General features: G+C 45.9%; 2 protein-coding genes. Both read left to right on the forward strand.

Features of this window, described 5'->3' with window-relative positions; all coding sequences use genetic code 11:
* The first annotated feature begins 408 nt into the window (after nt 1-408).
* The gene (locus tag QUB61_RS38975; RefSeq protein WP_333136784.1) at nt 409-879 is read left to right on the forward strand and encodes a reverse transcriptase N-terminal domain-containing protein; all 471 of its coding nucleotides are present in this window, start codon (nt 409-411) and stop codon (nt 877-879) included.
* A complete protein-coding gene (locus tag QUB61_RS38980; protein ID WP_333136782.1) occupies nt 866-2,179 on the forward strand; it encodes a reverse transcriptase domain-containing protein in 1,314 nt (437 codons plus the stop codon). Before QUB61_RS38975 ends, QUB61_RS38980 begins: the two co-directional genes overlap by 14 nt.
* Nucleotides 2,180-2,318: the final 139 nt, after the last annotated feature.

Consider the following 2,318-nt stretch of genomic DNA (forward strand, 5'->3'; position numbering starts at 1 on the left):
ACTGCGTATCCCCCGACTATGGAGAGGGTAGCACCGCCAGAATCGAAGCGGGGATAAACGGTGATAAGCTGCAAGCCAAAATCAGTGACACACCAAGCGTCCGACTACGAGTAACGAAAGTAAACTCCTTTATCCTTCGTTAAGCAGAACCAGCGAAATCGGGCTGTTACGCTGGGAGCGAAAAACGCTCAAGGCAATGGTAGATGGCAAAAGAATCCTTGACCATCGGCACTAACCAAAACCCGGAGGAGTTGGGAGGCTCTAAGGTCGGTATCAACGGAAGTTGGGAACGAGTTAACCAGTGGGATGGCTCTTGAGGAATTGTCGAATCCGCAAGTAGTAGCTAGCGTAAGCAGCCCATTGGAGGGATTGGGTCAAAAGCGAATGCCTCTTTGTAATCAAGGGGATATGCCGACAGACCCACTGCTACATGGTCTATACGTTCGGAGTAAGAAGTTAATGTCCTTTACGGAGATTACATCACAAGTGGAATGGAAAGATGTCAACTGGGCGAAAGCCGAATGGACAGTTTTCAAACTTCAAAAAAGGATATATAGGGCTAGTCAGTGTGGAGACGTGAAGGTCGTTCGCAGACTTCAGAAGATGGTAGTCAATTCTCGGTATGCAAAGCTCATCGCTGTTAGGAAAGTAACCCAAGAAAACAAAGGCAAAAATACAGCCGGAGTCGATGGGGTAAAATCCCTCAATAAAAAGCAGCGAATGTCTCTGGTCAACGAACTAGAAATAGACGGAAAAGCCCGCCCCACTAGAAGGGTCTGGATACCTAAACCAGGAAGAAAAGAAAAGCGTCCTCGCTTGAATCCCCACCATAAGAGACAGAGCCCAACAAGCATTACTCAAATTAGTGCTAGAACCTGAATGGGAAGCTAAATTTGAAAGCGAATCATTTGGATTCAGACCGGGAAGGTCATGTCACGACGCAATAGAAGCAATAAGGATAGTTATAACGGCCAAACCGAAGTACGTCCTAGATGCCGATATAGCGAAATGCTTTGACCAAATAAACCACCAAAAACTACTGGCAAAGATTGACACTATCCCCAAATTCAGGCGACAAATCAAAGCCTGGTTAAAAGGAGGAGTGTTTGAGGAGGGTAGCTGTTTGGAAACTAACAGCGGAACTCCCCAAGGAGGTGTCATATCGCCACTTCTGGCAAACATCGCACTACATGGAATGCAAAATGCAATAGCAGAAGTCTATCCCGCATATAGCAACGGGTGCATCAAAGGTGCAAGACGGAAGTTTGGGAGAGATGACGTATCTCAACCTAAACTAATTAGATATGCAGACGACTTTGTACTAATCTGTGATGAGCTAAGTGTAGTAGAAGAATGCCGGGAGTTAATCAAAGAGTGGTTAAAGGATATAGGGCTAAAGCTAAAACCCGAAAAGACCAAACTCGTACACACTCTGCGAAAACATGAAGGTAGAGAACCAGGGTTTGATTTCCTGGGGTTCACCATTAGACAAATTGCAGTGGGTATAAATCATAGTGGAAACACAAGTAGGGGAAAAGCTTTAGGCTATAAGACTATCATCAAACCTAGCGACAAAAGCATCCAAGAACATTACTTAGCAATAGCAGGACAGGTACACGAGCTGAAAACAGCAAATCAATCAAAGCTGATAAAGGCTCTAAATCCAAAAGTCAGAGGCTGGTGTAATTACCAGTCGCCCTGGAATGCCGGAAAGGCATATAGCAAGCTAGAATACTTAGTGTTCAGGGTGTTATGGCGCTGGGCAAAAAGGCGTCATCCCAACAAGTCGAATGGCTGGATAGCCAGAAGATATTGGAAGTCAAGGGGAGGAGACAACTGGTCGTTTTCACAAGAAGACGACACGCTAGTTAAGCTCCATAAATACGGCTCTTATAAAGCTGGAACGCGGTGGACAAGAGTCAAAGGAAACCGCTCGCCCTTTGATGGTGATGTCATATACTGGAGTTCAAGAATGGGGGATAACTTCCTAACTACAGAACCGCAAAAAGCAAGACTGCTGAAGCGACAGAAAGGAAAATGCCACCATTGTGGACAACACTTCAGACCAGGGGATTTAATAGAAAAACACCACCAAAAACCACAAAGTCAAGGTGGAAAAAACAGCGACGACAACCTGGTTTTATTACACCTACATTGCCATGACCGAGTTCACGGGTAACTAAGGTGGAAAGCGTAAACGCGAGATTGGTAGCCACAAGCAAAGGTGGATTCCATGTACTGAGGAGCCGTGTAAGGGGAAACTCTTACGCACGGTTTTGGAGCCGAGCCGGGGAGGCGACTCTCCGGCTTAGGTTAAC

The sequence above is a fragment of the Microcoleus sp. C2D2 genome (assembly GCF_036702495.1).
In the GTDB taxonomy this organism is placed as follows: Bacteria; Cyanobacteriota; Cyanobacteriia; order Cyanobacteriales; family Microcoleaceae; genus Microcoleus.